This window comes from Solibacillus faecavium (assembly GCF_014836905.1).
Taxonomy (GTDB): domain Bacteria; phylum Bacillota; class Bacilli; order Bacillales_A; family Planococcaceae; genus Solibacillus; species Solibacillus faecavium.
In genome coordinates this window covers 1-17,075 of the sequence record NZ_JACSPZ010000004.1, presented here as the reverse complement: position 1 = coordinate 17,075, position 17,075 = coordinate 1, and the positions used below count along the sequence as shown (strand labels likewise).

Sequence of the window (17,075 nt, the reverse complement as noted above, 5' to 3'; positions counted from 1 at the left end):
TAACATAAATTATACCTATAGGGGTAGGGGGACAATAAATTGGAAAAGAAAAGAACAACCATCGTTTTATTCAGCGGTGATTATGATAAGGCAATGGCAGCTTATATTATTGCGAACGGTGCAGCAGCATACGATCATGAGGTAACGATTTTTCATACATTCTGGGGAATCAATGCTTTAAGAAAGCAAGAGCCAGTAGCCGTACAAAAAGGATTTTTAGAAAAGATGTTTGCAAAAATGATGCCTCGTGGTGCTGAAAAGCTTGGCTTATCAAAAATGCAAATGCTAGGTATGGGACCGAAAATGATTAAGCATGTTATGAAAAAGCATAATGCGTTAACGTTGACACAATTGGTTGAAATGGCACAAGAACAGGATATTAAGCTTGTTACATGTACGATGACAATGGATTTATTAGGTCTTCAAAAAGAGGAATTATTAGATGGCATTCAGTACGCGGGTGTTGCAGCATACTTAGCAGATGCGGAAGAAGGAAACGTAAATCTATTCATTTAAGAGGTGACTTATGGAAATAGTAATTCTGATTGCTGTAATTGTTGCATTTTTTGTTTGGCGTATGAAGCCGACAAAAGGAGTAAATACTATATCGACAGCTCAACTTAAAACAATGATTAATGATCGTAATAAAGTATTTATTGATGTTCGTACACCAGGTGAGTACAAAGCACGCAATATCAAGCAATTTAAAAACATCCCACTAGGCTCTGACTTTTCAAAATTGCCAAAGGATAAGGAAATTGTTGTGATTTGTCAAAGTGGTATGCGATCTAGTCAGGCTTGTAAACAATTAAAAAAACAAGGGTTTGAAAATGTGACGAATGTCCGTGGCGGCATGAGCGCATATTAGGAGGAATTAACATGAAAACCATTTTACCAGAAGAAGTAAAGAAAAAGTTAGAAGCAGGCGAGTCGGTACATTTAATCGATGTTCGCGAAGTAGATGAAGTAGAGTCAGGTCATATTCCAGGGATTAAACATATTCCTTTAGGATTACTTGAATTCCGCATGAATGAATTGGATAAAAAAACACCATATATTATGGTATGCCGTTCTGGCGGTCGCAGTGGTCAAGCTACAGCATTTTTAGAGTCCCAAGGTTTTAATGTAACGAATATGGCTGGCGGTATGCTTGAGTGGACTGGCGAAGTAAAATAAAAAATTTTAAACGAAAATATACCCTGTTAGGTATGGATGGAGGATTCATATGATTAAATCAGACGTACAACTCGATGCAAAGGGGCTAGCTTGCCCGATGCCTATTGTCAAAACAAAGAAAGCAATGGGTAATTTAGAAGAAGGTCAAGTATTGGAAATTCAGGCAACAGATAAAGGTTCTGTAGCGGATTTAGCAGCTTGGTCAAAAACAGTTGGTCATCAATACATTGGGACTAATGAAGAAAATGGCGTATTTTATCACTATATCCGAAAATGCAATCCAGATGTAAGCAAAGCAGCGGAGAAGTCGTATGAAAAAACGATTTCAAATGAAGCAGCTATAAAAGAAGATGGCATTATTTTAGATGTGCGTGAAGCAGCAGAATATGCTTTCGGTCATATTCCAGGAGCAACATCTATTCCAATGGGTGAGTTATCAGAGCGTATGAATGAACTGGACAAGGAACAAACTATTTATGTTATTTGCCGTACAGGAACACGCTCAGATTTAGCAGCTCAGCAATTATCTGAAGCAGGCTTTACAAAAGTTTATAACGTCTTACCTGGTATGACAGGGTATGAAGGCGAACTACAGAAAGAGGTTGAATAATATGTCAAACAAAGTAGCGATTATCGCAGCAAACGGTGGACTTTTCGATGCATATAAAGTATTTAATATTGCCACTGCAGCAGCAGCGTCCGAAAAAGAAGTTCAAATTTTCTTTACATTTGAAGGCTTGAATCTAATTCATAAACAAGGTATGCATGCACTCGAAATGCCAGCTGGCAAAGAGCACTTTGCACAAGGGTTTGCCAATGCAAATGTCCCAGCAATCCCACAATTAGTGGAGATGGCACAAGATTTAGGCGTACAATTCATCGCATGCCAAATGACAATGGACGTAATGGGCTTAACGAAAGAAGATTTCGTAGATGGAATTAGTGTAGGTGGAGCTGTAACATTCCTGGAATATGCGAAGGATGCAACACCAACATTAACATTTTAATCTTAAGGTTTTAGTAGCAACTTGCTACTAGAGCCTAAAAAATTTTAAATAAAATAATACCTATGGGGGTACTTGATATGACAGTAACAGATTGGACAGCGGCACAAGTTGCACGCAAAGTAATCGAGAACAAAGAATTATTTATTTTAGACGTACGTAATACAGATGCATTTGAAGATTGGAAAATTGAAGGACATCAATTCGAATACTTAAATATTCCTTACTTCGATCTTTTAGATGGAGTAGAAGAGATTTTACCGAAGATTTCTAAAGATAAAGAAGTTTTAGTCGTATGTGCGAAGGAAGGTTCTTCTATTATGATCGCGGAAATGCTGTCGGATGCAGGCCTTACAGTAGCTTATCTTCAAGGTGGTATGAAATCATGGTCAATGTATCTTGAGCCAATCAAAGTGGGCGACCTAAAAAATGGCGGCGAGCTATACCAATTTGTCCGTTTAGGTAAAGGCTGTCTTTCTTACATGGCGATTAATGGCGGAGAAGCTGCAATAATTGATGCGGTACGCTTTACAGATGTATTTACAAACTTTGCAAAAGAAAAAGGTGTAGAGATTAAACATGTATTCGATACACATCTACACGCGGATCATATTTCAGGTGGGCGTCACATTGCGGAAAAAACTGGTGCAACATACTACTTGCCGCCAAAAGATGCGGAAGAAGTAGTGTTTGACTATACACCTTTAACAGATGGATTAACAGTACATTTAGGTGCATCAAAAATTGAAGTAGGCGCGATGTATTCGCCAGGTCATACAATCGGTTCAACATCTTTCGTTATTGATGGTAAATATTTATTAACAGGTGACATTTTATTTATCGATTCAATCGGTCGTCCTGACTTAGCTGGTTTAGCTGAGGACTGGGTTGGTGATTTACGCGAAACGTTATATAAACGCTACCGCACATTAGCAGAGGACTTAATCGTATTACCTGCACACTTCATGATTATTGAAGAGCTGAATGAAGATGGAACAGTGGCAAAACGCCTTGGTGACTTATTTGCAGAAAATCATGGTTTAAATGTAGAGGACGAAGCAGTATTCCGTTCAATGGTAACAGATAACTTACCGCCACAGCCAAATGCTTATCAAGAAATCCGTATTGTAAACATGGGGAAAGTGACACCTAGTGATGAAGAGCAAACAGAAATGGAAATTGGACCAAATCGTTGCGCAGTACGTTAATTCATTCATAAATAAAATGTTATACCTAACGCTTGCCTCGTGCTCAAGAGGCAAGCAACCGTTTTGTACGGTAAATAAGAAAATCGCTTACAAAAATCATTTTTAAGAATAGAGGAAACCAATATGAATATCGCAAAAACTTTAGATGCAAAAGGCTTAGCTTGCCCAATGCCAATCGTACGTACGAAAAAAACTATCGACACAATTAATTCAGGTGAAATTTTAGAAGTATTAGTAACAGACAAAGGCGCACTAAATGACTTTACTGCATGGGCTGGTGCTGGTGGCCATACAATTGTAGAACAAAAAGAAGAAGCAGGCGTACTGTACTTCTATATCCAAAAAGCATAAAAAAATAGCGAGTAGAGAGAAGTTCTACTCGCTATATTTTTTTCGAAAGAAGGCATTTATATGGAAATCGATTTATCGTTCGCATTTATAGCGGTCATTTTTGCACTCGGGTTTGTCGGCTCGTTTATTTCCGGCATGCTCGGTGTTGGCGGTTCGATTATTAAATACCCATTGTTACTTTATATCCCACCAATGTTTGGTCTAGTCGCATTTACTGCTCATGAAGTTTCAGGGATAAGTGCTGTACAAGTGTTATTTGCTTCGATTGCAGGAGTTTGGGCTTATCGTAAAAGCGGATTGTTAAACAAGGACTTAATCATATACATGGGTGCCGCGATTTTAATTGGTAGCTTTATCGGTAGTTACGGATCTGGATTTTTATCAGAAGATGCCGTCAATATCGTTTATGGTATATTAGCCGGAATCGCAGCTGTAATGATGTTTATTCCACGGAAAACGGTTGAAGATAGTAAAGAGATTACATTTAATAAGGTATTAGCCAGCTCGCTTGCAATTGTTGTCGGAGTAGGCTCAGGAATTGTCGGAGCAGCAGGTGGATTTTTACTTGTGCCGATTATGCTGACGATCCTTAAAATCCCAACACGCGTGACAATCGCAACTAGTTTAGCGATTACGTTTATCTCGTCAATTGGCGGCAGTATCGGGAAAGTGATGACGGGTCAAGTCGAATATTGGCCGGCTTTTATAATGATTATTGCAAGTATTATCGCTGCTCCATTAGGTGCAAAGGTTGGGCAGAAAATGAACGTGAAAATGCTACAATGGCTACTTGCAGTGATGATTGGTGCAACTGCAATTAAAATATGGGTTGATATTTTTCAACAATAGGAGGTGGAGCGTATACTTGCGCTTCACTTTTTTTATTAAGAGGTAATCATTATATACATGTCGAAATGAATTAAAAGAGTGGAGATTTTGGATGTAAAAAAATGTGGATTGAAACGGAACGATTGTATATACGAGAATTTGAGCGGGTAGATGAACAGGCAGTATTTGAATATACATCCGATAACCTTGTCATGAAATATATACCTGAAGGCGTTTTTACAAAAGAAGCTGCAAAAGAATTTATTACGCAAAATATAGGGGAGAAAGCTGAAAAATACGCTGTCGTATTAAAAGAAGAAAACATTTTGATTGGGCATATCTTTTTTTGCAAATATTTTGGTAATCATACATATGAGATTGGCTGGGTATTCAATCCGAAATTTTATAATCAGGGTTATGCGTCAGAAGCTGCAAAAGCAATGTTAGCATATGGCTTTGAAAAAATGAAATTACATCGAATTATCGCAACCTGTCAGCCTGAAAATACGCCTTCGTACCGTGTGATGGAGAAAATCGGCATGAGAAGAGAAGGGCATTTCAAAAAGTGTATTCCGAACGGAGCCGAGTGGTGGGATGAGTATTATTACGCGATTTTGGATGAAGAGTGGACAACGATTAAATAGTATACACAGGAAAGATAACCAGGGGGAAGGTTATAATGAAGCAAATAGGTGTAAGTTTTTTGTGAATGATGCCATTCATTCAGATTACTTGTTATCAGATTTATTATTAGATGTAATTGATCCAACTTGGTATTGGCAGAGTGATGGCGGCGAAAATTATCAAGTAGAGGGGGAAGGGTATAACAGAATTTTAACCCCTTTATTTAGTGTAGATGAGTTGGTACTTACCGGGGAAGAGTTCAGAGAACGTATAACTACTACGAGGCATTATGTAATCACTGCAGCTCTTAAAGCTTTCCTTGTAAAAGAAGATATAGTAGATATTCTAGATTTTCATGATTTTGAGATTAGTTCTTGCCAACTCGCCATAATCATAATGGACACAGGTTTTGTTTCAATTTATTTAAAAGATGAGTTAATGATTCAGCAATTTGTTGAAAACGCATACAATAAAGGGTGTACAAGTATTAAAATTATAAATGAAGATCATGCATTTCCACCGCCACATTTAACAATCTAACATTTTTACAGGTCTAGCGAATTTTGCTCCATAACTAAAATAAAGGGTGCGGTTCTTAAACAAGAATTAGCGTCTATTTACATAAAAGGAGATTAATATATTGATAAAACAAATGGGAGTAGTTTTGTTTTCCTTGTTATTACTAATGGGATGCAACGACAGCAGCGAAAAACGAAATACAGAACTTGAAGAAAAACTTAATTCTTCCATTATTATGGTATCTGATAATAGCACGAGCGCACACTATATCGATTCTTTTGTAGATTTTAAATGGGATAAGGCCTTTTTAGTTCAACCTTATACGACACAAACAGATCTTGAAAAACAACTGGGCGTTAAATTCACCGATCCCAGCAATATTGGTACGAGAGATGATATTTACCTATTGATCTTCGTTAATGAAAATAAAGTAGTTCAATATGCAGAAATTGAACGTTTAAAAACTACTTTCTCGTTAGGTGATAAAGAGTATCTTGAACCTTCAAATGATATTATTTATATAGAGCGATGATGATGCAGTTATTATGAGTAAATGAAATCGACTTTGAACTAGGTTATAAACAAAAAAAGAATCCTTTAGGACCCTTTGTAATAACTAATTTTTAATTTTATTATTTCCACAATAAGGATTTTCACTTTTAAGCCACCATAAGGAAAGAATAAACCAGCTATAGCCAAGCAACCAGCCTGCAATCACATCAGAAGCAAAATGACGAGCCTCTGCTATACGAGAAAGCCCAATTAATATAGCCAATAGGATGGCCATGATCCAAATGATAAGCGACGCGCTCTTAGAAGTGATAACTCGGTTCAATACATAGGCGATAGTAATTAAATACAGCAAACCATGCACTGCATGACCTGAGGGAAAGCTATAAGTTGAGAATTGATCCACAATATCCGGACGAGGCCGTTCAATTATGCGTTTTAATAAATGATATAATGCATATCCGCCACCTACAGAAAAAATGACAAAGACTATTAATTTAAGGTCTTTTTTACGAAGCAAAATAAAAATCCATAAAACGATTGTAACAGCAAAAATAAACTTAGTTTCACCTATATAATGAAACATTGTAATAAATTTATTGCCGAATAATAAATCCGATGCTTTACTGTCAAAAGCTTGAATGAATGATGTTTGATACGTACCCCATAAAATACAGAATACAACGAAAGAACAAACTGCTAACACATATGGCATTTTGTTTATTTTTTTATTCCTTTGCACTTGTGTCCTCCATTTTGGAAATAGATCTTATTATGGATTAGTTTGAATGAAATATACTATTATTTAACACGAATGGGTATTCCAAATTACAAAGGAATATTAAAATGTTTAATTGAAATCAACATGATATAGAAAATGGAGGAATGTTGTGGATGAAATTAATAATCGCTTTTTTAGCACTGATCGGTGGTGCGGCAGTTGCCATACAAAGTCAGATAAATGCACAGTTAAGTAAAAAAGTTGGCGTATTGGAAGGTGCGACTACTTCATTCTTGGTGGGGGCGCTTGCACTATTCTTTTTAGCTTTCTTTTTTGGAAAAGGAAATTTTTCAAATGTATTTAATGTACCAAAATGGCAATTAATCGGTGGATTACTAGGAGCATTATTTATTGTCGTTAATATTTTTTCTGTCAACCTTATTGGTGTTGCCGCAACTCTTATGGCAGTTATTATTGGTCAGATTGTAGTCGGTGCAATTATTGATCATTTTGGACTGTTTGGTGGGGAAGTATTTCCGCTAAATACCACTAAATTCATTGCCCTTGCGTTGATGTTTGTTGGAATATATTTGTTTAATAAAGCATAATGACAAATTTATAGGATTTAGGGCCATTGATAAATATATCAACATTTATAGAGGGAGGAATTAAAAATCCAAAAATTTTGATCTCGTTATAAAGTGATAAAGTAAAAGCGCTGAAGCGTCCGAACAACTTCGAGTGGAGAAATCGCTAAGTAGATAGAAAGCGCTTATTTTAAAGTTTTTCATTCCCCGCATAAAATAAGGGAAGATTTTACCGTTATTTGATTAATGTAGCTCATTTTAAGGTAAATAAAGAAACATTTTACCTTTATTGTAAATAAAATAATGAATTTTCATGTTTTTTAGGTCAATAACGGAAATTCATTCCCTTATTTTTACTATTTTTTATGTTATTTTAAAAATAAAGGTAATTCGTTCCTCTATTTATCACAGTACGCAATTCAATCGCTTTCCCCAACACCAACTACTCCGATTCAGAGTTTTTTCTATTGGTTTATCCCTAACTTATGATGATTATTCTTAAAAATATCATTTTTGTAAAAATTATGAAACTTTAGTTATTTCATTCCGTAGATAAATTGAAGGGAGAAATCCAATGAAAAAGATGTGGTCAATTTCTGCTTTTGAATTTTGCGGGTTAGCCACACTTATTGATACAAAAGAAGTAGTTGCTACAGGTATAGTTCAAGAAATTACATTGTGCTAATGAAGAGTTAACGTAAGGTGGTATTCTTTTGAAAAAAATATTATTAATTTTAGCTGTTTCTGTCGCTGTTTGTTTTATATATTTTTATAAACCACCTGTACTAAGTTCAGACGCAGCTCTATTTCATGCAGAAAAATTTTTATTAAATCCTAATGAAGAAGAATGGGGAACGGTAACATTCAATGGGCTGGAAGAAATTCCGGAAGAAAATATAGGTGTAAATCTTTCACAAAAATCTGGATTTTGGAATGAATTATTAAATAGAATGCAGTGGGAAGTGTCGATAAAATCACCTGAAATGAATTCAACTATTGTGTTAGATGCACATACTGGGAAATTCATAAGTTATTTCGGGGCATTTAGCTAATTTTAAGTTAAATTTTAGTGATTATATGAAACAATGCTAGATCTAATATTTAAATTAAAGGGGAAATTTAAATGAAGACCAATTACTCGCCTCGTCTAGTTTTATCAATAATAGCCATATTAATTCTGATCAGTACACCTGTTTTCGGACTCATCTTTCCTATTTTCTATGTTCAGACATTTATTTATGATCCATCGACAATTGTACTCTATCCAGGTAGTACAAATTATAGAATAGTTATGGCTGCTTGTTTAATATTAATTATTGGATTGATGATTCCTATCATTAAACAGAATAAATTTACTTATAGCCTCATGACTGCTTTTATAGCAGGTGGCCTCTTTGTTTTTTATTTATCGATTTTAACTTATACCTATATAGGAAAAGAACAGGTTGTTTCAAATAAATTATTTGATGATAAAACATTTCAATGGTCTGAAATTGAAGAGGTAGTGTTCGAATATTACGTTGACGATATCGGTTCACATGAAGAATATATCTTTACTTCAGTTGATGGAAGTTCACTTCGAATTCCTGTAACTAAACAGTATCTTCAGGAAGATAAAAGTGAAATTTATAGGGTAGCTAAAGCAAATAATATCCGGTTTATTGAGCAGGAGAAGAAGTAGAGGCTATGTCAAAATATCGAAAATAATAATGTAAAGGAGATCCTCTATGGAAGAATTATTAAATAAAGCGCGGTTAGTAGCAACTAAGGCTGTAATGGATGCGGGGAATATAGCAAAAGACCGTTTTGGTAAAGTTACAAGTATGGAAGAAAAAGATGATTTTGGGGATATAATAACTGAAGTAGATCATTTAGCTGAAGCTGTAATATTAAACGCATTAACGAGTGCTTTTCCTGACCATAAAATACATAGTGAAGAAGCAGGGGATAATGGCTTACAGAGTGAGTGGTTATGGCAAGTGGACCCATTGGACGGAACGAATAATTTTGCCATTGGGCTTCCTGTATTTACTGCTTCTATAACACTATTACATAAACATGAACCGGTTCTTGGTGTTATCTATGAACCGATGGTAGATCGGTTATTTATATCTAGTGTTAACGGTGGTTCATTTTGTAATGATACAGCATTAAATGTTATGAAGAGAGATCATCCGAAAAAGTTTACGATTGCTTGGATACAGGGTCACAAAGTGCAGAATGATGAAAAGGCTGTAATATTACGACAATATATCGATGTGAATTGTAAAAGGATGATGAGACTTTGGGCTCCTACTCTGCAGTGGTGTATGCTTGCAAAAGGCGATATAGACGGAATTATCCTATATAACTCAGAAGGGGATGACTTGTATTCCGGCATACTTATGGTAAAAGAAGCGGGGGGAATTGTCATTGACTTTGAAGGAAATGACTTCACAGGCATGAGCAATGAACCTTACTTAATTGCTTGCCATCCAGACAATAAGGATTACTTCTTAGATATGGTTCGAAAAGGATTAAATAGTTCTACAGAATCGCTACATATTATTTAAAAAATATGGACAGTTCATTTGGTTCCGAATGATCTTTATGATTGGGTTTGCCGGCTTGTTCTTTGAGTGGATTTATTGGAAGCACAATCTAGAGCTAGCTATGCTTGCACATATGTTTGCACATATTTCCATGAATTTACTTATGATGTTGTACTCCTTTTTTATATAAAAACTCAATAAAGGACATAACTTTTTTTAACAAATAAGTTATGTCCTTTAATATATACTGAAATATCTCTATAAACGTTTAATCATATGTCTGAACTAAAAATCCATTTTCCTCATCCCATTCATCCAGGCTCTAAATGAGCGTATTTTACCTCTCTATGAGTAAAAACCCCTTGCTGTCGTAATAAATAGTGAAACTTCTTTTAATCTCTTTTGATATTTGGGAATCAGACAAGGTTAACTTAACTCTCATTTTGCCAAGCAATTAAAAAACAAAGGTTAACTTAACTCTCATTTTGCAAAGCAATTAAAAAACAAAGGTTAACTCTCGTTATTTTGGGAAAGTAATAAAGTATGACCGAAAAATATAAATAGGCTTTCTAACTTGCAAGTTTGAAAATCTATCAAGGAGGTTCATATTTTATGGGTAATAAAGAGAGAACAGTTGGTGAATTGATGCTGGACCAACTATCTATGTTTGGCGTTAAACGGATATACGGGGTAGTGGGAGATACCACTTTCGGACTCATAGATGCACTGGCTAAGCAGGATAAAATACAATACATTGCAGTTAAGCATGAGTCGACAGCTGCTTTTATGGCGTCTGCAGAAGCAAAACTGACAGGCGGGCTTGGGGTATGCACCGCGACGATGGGACCTGGTGCAGCTAACCTTTTAAATGGACTTGGCGATGCACATGCAGATAGAGCACCGGTGTTAGCTATTACGGGACAGGCCCAAAGCGATAAAATTGGGACGGAATATCCACAATATGTGGACCAGCAGGAGCTAATGAAGCCCTTTGCTGCTTACTCTGCTAATCTGGCTAATCCAGATGCGACAATTGAGGTTCTGCAAAAAGCGGCAAGAACATCACTCGGACAGCGGGTAGTCACACATCTATCTATACCGAAGGACATTTTCATGATGCCGGCTAAAGGGGAGCCGCGTCCATTGCCTAATGTAATAGAAGGGGCTTCCAATTTTACGAAAGAAAGCTTAGAACATGCAATCGGAATTATGAAAACAGCCAAGCAGCCAATGATTTTGGCAGGCTTAGGTGCTACATCCGTATCAGAGGAGTTGGAAACACTAGCAAATCTGTGGGGGGCTGGAATCCTAACAAGCTTAGGTGGCAAAGGCTTATTTAATGAATCTTCAGAGCTCGTTCTTCAAGGAATAGGCGAAGGCGGTAATCCTTATGCTGCTGATTTATTTAAAGAGGCAGATGTGGTACTTCTTGCGGGCACAACTTGGTGGCCAGAAGGGTATGTGCCGACTAATGCAAGAATTATACAGATTGACCGCCAATTCGATAAGTTTGTAAAAGAAATTCCAACTGAGCTTGGCATCATGGGAAAAACAGAAGAAGTTGTGCCATTCATATTGGAGAGCATGCAAGGATTTTCCCGCTCAGAAGATTGGGTTACTCGTTGTCAGAAAGTTAAAGAAAAATGGGCGGAGCAAAATAAGAAGGAAGGCAGTACTACAGGTTATCCTGTCCATCCTTCACGAATTATGCATGCCTTGGACAGAACCGTGGCACCGGATGCCATTCTTGCACTGGATACAGGAGATAATACAGTGTGGACGAATCGGAACTTCCGACAAAAGGGGCAATCTGTTTTATTCTCTGGCTACTGGCGGACATTAGGATTTGGACTTCCAGCAGCGATGGCGGCCAAGCTTATCCAACCAGATAAACAAGTAGTGGCAATTGTCGGGGACGGCGGACTCCAAATGGTACTTGCAGATTTATTGACAGCTACTCGATATGGACTCAATATTACGGTCGTTGTGTTAAATAATGAGAGTCTGCAAATGGAAAGAGACAAATTAAAAGTAGCTGAGAAGGAAGAAGTAGGAGTTGATTTAACCAACCCAGATTTTGTGAAGTTGGCAGAAGCTTGCGGTTGGAAAGGACTACGCCCCGCTTCAGATTCAGAGCTGGAATCGGTAATGGAAGAGGCACTTAATACAAATGCGCCTACGTTGGTAGATGTTCGTACAGCCCAAGTATTCTTCCCGGAAACGAACTAACAAGAGGTGGTGATCGAATGAACGGTCACCACTTCACTTATAAGAAATATTATCTATTTCAATACACTGCGTATAATAACTTTTAGCTGTTTAAAGTGAATGAACACAGGGTATTCAAAGGAATGTAACACAAATTAGTAAAGGAATAGATTTTCAGATTTTTCCTTACTATCAATACTAGATTAGGAGATGATTTTTGATGGGAAACACACATCTAACAGATCCACGTAAGAAATATCATACAGGAAACTTCCCGGATCAAGAACAGAACACTCCAGCGCTCCAAAAAGATATGAGCCCAAAACCTGATTGCGGAGAACAATCTTACAAAGGGCACAATCGCCTAGAAGGGCGCAACGCCTTGATTACAGGTGGTGATTCCGGAATTGGCCGTGCCGCTGCTATTGCCTATGCACGTGAAGGGGCAAATGTAGCGATCCAGTTCTTCCCTGGTGAAGAGAAGGATGCTAATGAAGTAAAAGAATTAATTGAAAAAGAAGGCAAAAAAGCATTACTGCTACCGTATGATCTGCGAGAAGAGGGCGCCGCGACTGAAATTGTAACAAAAACAGTCGAAGCTTTTGGCGGCTTGGATACGCTCGTATTAAATGCGGCGCAGCAAATTGCACAACCTTCCTTAAGTGAAATAACAATCAAACAAGTGGAGGACACTTTCAAAGTAAACATTATCAGTATGTTTGAGACGGTTAAAGCAGCTGAAGAGTATCTAGAACCAGGTAGTGCCATTATTACAACGACATCGGTTCAATCATTCAATCCGTCCACACAACTACTAGATTATGCTTCTACAAAAGGTGCAATCAGTAACTTTACGGTAACGCTCTCCTCATACTTTGCTTCTAAAGGAGTACGTGTTAATGGGGTAGCACCAGGACCAATTTGGACACCGCTTCAGTTGGATAACGGACAATTGGAAGGTAGTATCCCTGAGTTTGGCCAAAACTCTCCACTTGGTCGTGCTGGACAGCCGGTAGAACTTGCACCGGTATATGTTCTTTTAGCTTCTGATGAAGCAAGTTATATTACTGGTCAAATTTATGGAGTAACAGGTGGCGAGTCAATAGACTTGTAATCTTAATTGTAAGAAACAGTACGAAAATCGTAATAAATAGTAGAGAAAATAGTGCTACTTTTTTCTGCTTCAACATAAGGGTATTAATCCAACAAGGATTAATGCCTTTTTTGTGGAATTTATTATATTAATGAAGTTCTTAGGCTTCTCATGAAAGAGGTGTGGTAGGCGTTAAGGAATTAGCCCATCTTATAAAGAATCTACAAAAGTTGAAAAGGAGCTAGTTGATGTGTATGGAACTTGAAAACAGACATCTAGAAAGAGATACATTATTACCAAAATATCGTGATATTTTATTGGAAAATGCTATAAAAGACTTAACATCAGGTCAAACGTTTTAGCTATTTACCTAGCAGGTTCATTAGCGAGACGAACCTTTGAAAATTACCTGATATTGATTTACATACGATTGTTAAGCTTGAAAAGAAGGCTGAGTACATAAAAGACAAACAAAATCGAGCGGTGTATTAGGGGGAGCAACAACTTGAACTTATTCAATATCATTAAAAACAACCCGGAATATTGGCTTGTTGATCAAATCAATAAAGAAGATGTTTCAAAAGAAGAATACAGATTGCAATTCACAAAAATTCTCGAGGAATGGGACCATCTGGGAATTGGCTATTTATCTTTACTTATGGATGAACATTTTGAAAGCTGGCTGCTTCAAAAAAATTTCAGCAAGATTTCCAGTATTGTCGAGTACACAAGGAAACTTGAGGATTTACCACAAATAGATGATCAAATTGTTTGGCATTCACTTTCTGAAGGAATGCTAGATGAACGAGAATTTGCGGAATTGTATGATCTATGTCGAATGGGTTCTGCCAATAAAAATATAAAGCAGCCCATTGATCAAGTTATGCAATCTATTAAAAATGAGTTGGGATCTGACTGGCGTAAGTATTGCTATTATTTCACGAAGAATGAAACTTTAATAGGGATAAGTATTCCTCATATTGAAATGGGAACAGATGACGAAGGAAGATTATTTTATTTTGGTGTAGTCCCGAATTTTAGAGGGCAAGGCCTAGGGAGAACTATTCATAAAATTACTCTCGCATTACTCAAGAATTTCCATGCAAGCTATTATGTCGGCAGCACCGACGTACATAATTCTAATATGATTAAAATCTTTGAGGGAAATGGATGCGAACTCCGTGATCGGAAAGGGATTTATAAGATAGTTAAAGAGAGCATAGATTACCAGCCAAAATAGACGGTCAAATTCCGCTTATATTGAAAATAAAGTAAAAAATCACCAAAATAAACGGAGATATTCCGCCTATTGATTAAAAAACTAAAAAACTTTTAGGTTTTAACGTAGATAACCGGAAATACTCCTTTTATTTTAATGAAAACAAGCACAACTCTGCAGATAACAGGAAAAACTCCGCTTATTTTATTATTAGCTAGTTGCTTAACTATGGATTATATTTCGGAAGAAGTTAATTCGTTTTAATATTTTGTAAATACTGTACAAATAACTATAATAGATAAAGCATTCAAGAAGTAGCAGGATAATATGCTGTTCCAGCTTTTATGCATAGTTATTCTACTTTAATTTTTTTAATCGATTATTACTAGACTATTCACTCTTTTTTGAATATATTTTTTGTGAAAGTTGTTCCAATTTATACTATTGACCTTTTAAATTATACTTGATATTATTCTCCTATTGTTTTTAAAAAAGAATAGATTTACCTTGTATAAATTCAAGAAGACGGCTTGAAAGTTTCTACCAGCTACCGATATTAGCTGACTACAAGGAATGGGAAATTATTGATTTTTTATTCCGCTTTATTGTAGAAAAACTTTGGCCAATTGTGGTCAAAGTTTTTTTTGATAGAAAAATGCAATAGCTGAATACTAACATCAGAATGATTTTCGTTCATTCTTAACTTTGGCAAATAGGAGAATACAACATGAGAAACTTTTTTAAATTTGCAGAACGGAATACTTCCTATAAGCAGGAATCACTCGCAGGAATAACAACTTTCCTATCGATAGCTTATATATTAGTGGTAAATCCCATTATTCTAAGTCAATCCGGAATGGATAGTGGTGCTGTATTTACTGCAACAGCGCTTACTGCAATTATCGGAACACTACTTATAGGCTTACTTGCGAACTTCCCGATCGCTATTGCACCGAGTATGGGATTAAACTCATTCTTTACATTTACAGTTTGTATCGGGATGGGCATTGATTGGCAAGTTACATTAACAGGTGTTTTTGTTGCCGGCATCATCTTCTTGATTTTAAGTTTATTTAAAATTCGCGAAAAAATTATTAACATTATTCCAAGTGATTTAAAGTTCGCAATCGCTGCTGGTATTGGATTTTTCATTACATTTGTTGGATTGAAAAATGGTGGCATTATACAAGCAGATCCAGATACATTTGTTAAGATTGGTGATTTAACTTCGCCGATGACGTTATTAGCCATTCTAGGTATTTTCCTTACGATCATTATGTTAGTAAAAGGCATTAACGGCGGTATTTTCTACGCTATGGTCATTACTACAATTGTAGGTATGCTGTTCGGTAAAATCGAAGTGCCATCTTCAATTGTTGGTAGTATCCCAAGCCTTGAACCGACATTTGCTGTTGTGTTTAGTCATTTAGATGAGATTTTCACACCAGAAATACTTACAGTTATTTTCACGTTCTTAATTGTAGCCTTCTTTGATACAGCGGGTGCATTAATTGGATTAACGAGTCAAGCAGGCATGATGAAGGACAATAAAATTCCGAATATCGGTAAAGGTTTACTTGCCGATTCTGCAGCGGGGGTAATTGGCGCTATTTTAGGTACATCAACACCAGCAACAAGCGTTGAATCTTCTGCAGGTATTGCAGTTGGAGGGAAAACCGGCTTTACATCTGTAGTCATTGCTGCTTGTTTTGTTGTGGCTTTATTCTTCTCGCCCCTTGTTAGTGTTATTTCAGCGGAAGTAACTTCAGCTGCATTAATTATTGTAGGTGCACTAATGGCTATGGAAATCCGTAGAATTAACTGGACGAAGTTAGAAATCGTGATTCCTTCATTTTTAACAATTATTATGATGCCGTTAACTTCTAGTGTTGTTATCGGAATCGGATTAGGTTTTGTTCTATATCCAATTTGTTTAATCGCACAAAAGCGATCTAAAGAAGTCCATCCAATAATGTACGTGCTTTGTTTATTATTCATTTCATACTTTGCGTTTATCGTTTAGGAAAGAGAATAAAAAGCGCTAAATAATTTAAGGTTTCGTTACAAATATAGAAGAAAAAGAAAGGGTAGATGAACAGGAATAAATTCCTGCTTACATCTATCCTTTTTTTAGCTTAACGGATACTACCAGATCAGTTAGCTATGTGGAGTCTTTCTCCACCCATAAAACTGCATAACTTCTTTTAATCATATAAATCATTTCAATTCCCACCTTTCATATTTTTGAATGAACAAAATTAATATTGACGATGACGTGCATAATTTTCTAATTTTCTTCGAGTCTCTTCAAAGACTTTTTTCGCATGTTTATCATGATGTGCTTTCTCAAGTGAGATCGTAGGCTCACGTTTTGTAATAGCTATCGTTACAGAAAAAATGTTTAATATCATAGATTATCACCTCCCTCTATAAATGTTGATATATCAATGGCCCGCGCCATTTTTGAGTGCCGAAAAAAATTTTTTTGACACGTAC

General features: G+C 36.3%; 21 protein-coding genes and 1 riboswitch. Of the genes, 19 read left to right on the top strand and 2 right to left on the bottom strand.

Annotated elements, in window-relative coordinates; all coding sequences use genetic code 11:
• Positions 1–39: 39 nt before the first annotated feature.
• From H9635_RS09240 to H9635_RS09190, 11 genes are all read left to right on the top strand, one after another.
• Positions 40–516, top strand: coding sequence for a DsrE/DsrF/DrsH-like family protein (locus H9635_RS09240; protein WP_191699917.1), 477 nt, complete (start codon positions 40–42; stop codon positions 514–516).
• 10 nt (positions 517–526) lie between these two features.
• Positions 527–868: a rhodanese-like domain-containing protein gene (locus tag H9635_RS09235; RefSeq protein ID WP_191699916.1), complete on the top strand. Its 342-nt coding sequence runs from the start codon at positions 527–529 to the stop codon at positions 866–868.
• Positions 869–879: 11 nt separating this feature from the next.
• Positions 880–1,176: a rhodanese-like domain-containing protein gene (locus H9635_RS09230; protein ID WP_191699915.1), complete on the top strand. Its 297-nt coding sequence runs from the start codon at positions 880–882 to the stop codon at positions 1,174–1,176.
• A gap of 49 nt (positions 1,177–1,225) precedes the next feature.
• A complete protein-coding gene (locus tag H9635_RS09225) occupies positions 1,226–1,786 on the top strand; it encodes a sulfurtransferase TusA family protein (RefSeq protein WP_191699914.1) in 561 nt (186 codons plus the stop codon).
• 1 nt (position 1,787) lies between these two features.
• A complete protein-coding gene (locus tag H9635_RS09220; RefSeq protein WP_191699913.1) occupies positions 1,788–2,183 on the top strand; it encodes a DsrE/DsrF/DrsH-like family protein in 396 nt (131 codons plus the stop codon).
• Positions 2,184–2,260: 77 nt separating this feature from the next.
• Positions 2,261–3,388 (top strand): MBL fold metallo-hydrolase, encoded by a 1,128-nt coding sequence (locus H9635_RS09215; protein ID WP_191699912.1) that lies wholly within the window; start codon positions 2,261–2,263, stop codon positions 3,386–3,388.
• Positions 3,389–3,511: 123 nt separating this feature from the next.
• Positions 3,512–3,739, top strand: a complete 228-nt coding sequence (locus tag H9635_RS09210; RefSeq protein ID WP_191699911.1) for a sulfurtransferase TusA family protein — start codon at positions 3,512–3,514, stop codon at positions 3,737–3,739.
• Positions 3,740–3,799: 60 nt separating this feature from the next.
• Positions 3,800–4,588, top strand: coding sequence for a sulfite exporter TauE/SafE family protein (locus tag H9635_RS09205; protein WP_225231230.1), 789 nt, complete (start codon positions 3,800–3,802; stop codon positions 4,586–4,588).
• Positions 4,589–4,689: 101 nt separating this feature from the next.
• Complete coding sequence (locus H9635_RS09200) at positions 4,690–5,211, top strand: GNAT family N-acetyltransferase (protein ID WP_191699910.1); 522 nt, start codon at positions 4,690–4,692, stop codon at positions 5,209–5,211.
• A gap of 61 nt (positions 5,212–5,272) precedes the next feature.
• Positions 5,273–5,731 (top strand): DUF2691 family protein, encoded by a 459-nt coding sequence (locus H9635_RS09195; protein ID WP_191699909.1) that lies wholly within the window; start codon positions 5,273–5,275, stop codon positions 5,729–5,731.
• A gap of 100 nt (positions 5,732–5,831) precedes the next feature.
• Positions 5,832–6,242: a hypothetical protein gene (locus H9635_RS09190; RefSeq protein WP_191699908.1), complete on the top strand. Its 411-nt coding sequence runs from the start codon at positions 5,832–5,834 to the stop codon at positions 6,240–6,242.
• Between the two features lie 84 nt (positions 6,243–6,326).
• On the opposite strand, the gene H9635_RS09185 is transcribed toward H9635_RS09190, so the two are convergent.
• Positions 6,327–6,962 (bottom strand): phosphatase PAP2 family protein, encoded by a 636-nt coding sequence (locus H9635_RS09185; protein WP_191699907.1) that lies wholly within the window; start codon positions 6,960–6,962, stop codon positions 6,327–6,329.
• A 152-nt stretch (positions 6,963–7,114) separates the two neighbouring features.
• Between H9635_RS09185 and H9635_RS09180 the strand changes: the two genes are divergently transcribed.
• The 8 genes from H9635_RS09180 to H9635_RS09145 all read left to right on the top strand — a co-directional run bounded on the left by H9635_RS09180 (position 7,115) and on the right by H9635_RS09145 (position 16,602).
• Entirely contained in the window at positions 7,115–7,549 is a 435-nt protein-coding gene (locus tag H9635_RS09180) for a DMT family transporter (RefSeq protein WP_191699906.1), read from the top strand.
• Positions 7,550–8,241: 692 nt separating this feature from the next.
• Positions 8,242–8,580, top strand: a complete 339-nt coding sequence (locus H9635_RS09175; RefSeq protein ID WP_191699905.1) for a hypothetical protein — start codon at positions 8,242–8,244, stop codon at positions 8,578–8,580.
• Positions 8,581–8,651: 71 nt separating this feature from the next.
• Positions 8,652–9,209 (top strand): hypothetical protein, encoded by a 558-nt coding sequence (locus H9635_RS09170; protein WP_191699904.1) that lies wholly within the window; start codon positions 8,652–8,654, stop codon positions 9,207–9,209.
• A 46-nt stretch (positions 9,210–9,255) separates the two neighbouring features.
• Positions 9,256–10,080 (top strand): inositol monophosphatase family protein, encoded by an 825-nt coding sequence (locus H9635_RS09165; RefSeq protein ID WP_191699903.1) that lies wholly within the window; start codon positions 9,256–9,258, stop codon positions 10,078–10,080.
• Positions 10,081–10,671: 591 nt separating this feature from the next.
• A complete protein-coding gene (locus H9635_RS09160) occupies positions 10,672–12,288 on the top strand; it encodes a thiamine pyrophosphate-binding protein (RefSeq protein WP_191699902.1) in 1,617 nt (538 codons plus the stop codon).
• Positions 12,289–12,487: 199 nt separating this feature from the next.
• Positions 12,488–13,381, top strand: coding sequence for an SDR family oxidoreductase (locus H9635_RS09155; protein WP_191700435.1), 894 nt, complete (start codon positions 12,488–12,490; stop codon positions 13,379–13,381).
• A 484-nt stretch (positions 13,382–13,865) separates the two neighbouring features.
• Positions 13,866–14,600, top strand: a complete 735-nt coding sequence (locus H9635_RS09150; RefSeq protein ID WP_191699901.1) for a GNAT family N-acetyltransferase — start codon at positions 13,866–13,868, stop codon at positions 14,598–14,600.
• A gap of 466 nt (positions 14,601–15,066) precedes the next feature.
• Positions 15,067–15,166: riboswitch (purine riboswitch) on the top strand.
• Between the two features lie 140 nt (positions 15,167–15,306).
• The gene (locus H9635_RS09145; protein WP_191699900.1) at positions 15,307–16,602 is read left to right on the top strand and encodes an NCS2 family permease; all 1,296 of its coding nucleotides are present in this window, start codon (positions 15,307–15,309) and stop codon (positions 16,600–16,602) included.
• A gap of 235 nt (positions 16,603–16,837) precedes the next feature.
• Here H9635_RS09145 and H9635_RS09140 read toward each other — a convergent pair whose 3' ends face one another.
• Complete coding sequence (locus H9635_RS09140) at positions 16,838–16,990, bottom strand: YrzI family small protein (protein WP_191699899.1); 153 nt, start codon at positions 16,988–16,990, stop codon at positions 16,838–16,840.
• Positions 16,991–17,075 lie beyond the last annotated feature (85 nt).